2 protein-coding genes are annotated in these 2,565 nt (G+C 64.8%); both read left to right on the forward strand.

The window, feature by feature from the left end; all coding sequences use genetic code 11:
* The first annotated feature begins 45 nt into the window (after positions 1–45).
* Positions 46–1,641, forward strand: a complete 1,596-nt coding sequence (locus JOZ76_RS27120) for a M23 family metallopeptidase (RefSeq protein WP_291703886.1) — start codon at positions 46–48, stop codon at positions 1,639–1,641.
* A 175-nt stretch (positions 1,642–1,816) separates the two neighbouring features.
* Positions 1,817–2,565 (forward strand): lytic murein transglycosylase (locus JOZ76_RS27125; protein WP_291703884.1); only part of this gene is annotated, 749 nt, incomplete at its 3' end.

Raw genomic sequence — 2,565 nt, forward strand, 5'->3', positions numbered from 1 at the left:
AGCGGGGGCGTTCAAATCGGCGCCAAGCGCCGGGAGAGCGAGGCGGTGAAAACGAAAGCTGTCCGGTACGTCGCGTGGACGCTGGCATCTTTCGCGCTGCTCAAGGCCGGTACAGCCTTCGCAATCGATCAATTCCGCACACCAGCAATCTCGGTAATCCCAGTCGAATGGCACGCGGCACTCGATCAGTTCCGGGCGGAGATCAGCGCCGCACCTGCGGTCGTTGCCGATTTCACCTTCGCTACCCAACGGCGCCTTAGCCCGCTCGGTCCGCGAGCGCTCCCTGCTTTCGCGCAGTTGAACGCTGTCACTTCGCCGATCTTTCCCGGAATCAACCGCAGTCCAGTGCCTGTCCTGCTGCCATTCGACGTCGCGGGCTGGCTCGAGGCAGGCGCCAATCGCATGGCGCTCGGCGTGGCGCGTTACCAAGCGGACTTCCGTCCCGTCGACTTCTTCGATGCCGGCCCCTCGGGCTATGACGCCGTGTTCTCGCTCGAGCCCGGCGCCGGCGACGGATTGCCACAACGCACCTTCGCCCGTCCGATCGAGGTTCAAATCACCGGCTCGCAGCTGATCTACGATATTGCTGATCCCCCAGGCGGCATGGGCGAGCCCGTCAAGGCATTGTCGGCACAATACCCGGACCTGCGCCGCTTCATCCGGGAAGGTTATGTGCGCTACGCCTTCACCCGGTTCGGCGTCCCCTACGTGGTCTCGATCCAGTGTCTCGACAGCGTGCCGCGACCGCGCCGGCTCGCCTGTCGCGAGGCCTATCCGGTCGCCGAGCGGTTTCTCCGGGCGTTGCGGATTGCCGGCGGCCAGCCATCGCAGCCACGAGGCAATATCCTGGCGGGATTTGCCGAGCGCCCGCCGAACTATGCCTCCGATTTCACCTATCGGCCGGTCGGCGACATCCTCGCCAGAAGCGGCCCGCGCGGACAGATCGGCAATGCCGACCTGACGAGCTATTCCCAGATTCGCTTTCCGCTGGACGCCCCCGCCTTCATCCATTCGCAATCCTTCGGCCGCCGGCAGTCGGGCGACAGCTCCGACCGGCCCTCCGGGCTTTACCCATGGCGCGACAATTTTTGCGAGGCGCGCAGCTTCAATGTCGGGCAATGCGCCGGCGGCCATGGTCACCAGGGACAGGACCTCCGCGCGGGCGCCTGCCCTGCCCCGAGCGACTCGTCGAACTCCTGCGACCCCAAACAGCAGCCGGTCTTCGCGGTGCGCGACGGCATCCTGATCCGCGCGCGACAGCAGCAGGCGGCGACGCTGCAGGTCAACACGCTGACCGAGCATATCCGCTTCCGCTACATGCACATGAATCCGGCCAGCATGGACGCCGACGGCGTCCTCAACGGGCGCGTCGTCGCGGAAGGCGAAAAGATCGGCGTGGTCTCGAACTATCTCGACCATCCCAATGGGACCTCGCGCCACCTGCATTTCGATGTACAGGTCTTCACCCGCGATGGCTGGATCTGGGTCAACCCGTACATCACGCTGGTCTCCGCCTATGAGCGGCTGATCCGCGGGCGGGGCCGCGAGATCGGACCGTTGATTGCGGCCTCTCCAATCGCCGCGCGGACCCAGCAGGATGATGCTATCCGTCTCGATCCGCAGGAAGGCAGGGAGAACTGATTTTCTGCCGTCGCAGATTCCGCAATCACCCGGGAACGCGAGGTGACCGCGCGAAATGAAGTGACAATCCGTCGCTGGCTGGCAAGCATCGCCGCCATGTTCCAGTAGGGCGGGTGGTTCCCGACGCGCGATCGCCTTTGCCCCTGTTGCCATCCTGCGGCTAAAATGCACGGCAATGGAACCCGCTGATTCTCCCCGAAACCCGACACGCCGCGCGCTGCTGCGATCCGCGCTGAGCGGAGCCGCGGTGCTGGCCCTGCCGATCAAGGCGCATGCTGCCGCGCCGCCTGGCTTCGATGCATGGCGCGACGGTTTTCGCGCGCGCGCGTTGGCGAAGGGCATTTCGGATGCGACCTGGACACGCGCGATGGGGCGTGTCGAGCCCGACATGAGCGTGTTCAAGGAGATCAGAAACCAGCCGGAGTTCAACGAACAGATCTGGCAGTACATCAACCGCCGCGTCTCCGACTGGCGCATCATCAACGGCAAGGAGGCGCTGAAGAACAACGAAAAGCTGTTCGCGCGCATCGAGAAGGATTTTGGCGTCGAGCGCGGCACGCTCTTGGCGCTGTGGGGCGTGGAATCCGCTTTTGGCGATCCCCTGGTGCAGCAGAACCACATGCGTCCGGTGTTTCCTTCGCTGGCGGCGCTGGCCTGGAACGAGCCGCGCCGCAAGGCCTATTGGGAAAGCGAGCTGATCAACGCCTTGAAAATCGTCGATCGCGGCTGGAGCACGCCGGAGGAAATGCGCGGCTCCTGGGCCGGCGCGATGGGGCACACCCAGTGGATGCCGGAAGTCTGGCTCAATGTCGGGTTCGACTATGACGGCGACGGAAAGATCTCCCCATTCGGCAAGCCGGATGACGCGCTCGGATCGACCGCGCGCTTTCTCGTTGGCCGCGGCAAATATCATCGCGGCGAACA

This window comes from Bradyrhizobium sp. (genome assembly GCF_019244115.1).
Taxonomy (GTDB): Bacteria; Pseudomonadota; Alphaproteobacteria; order Rhizobiales; family Xanthobacteraceae; genus Bradyrhizobium.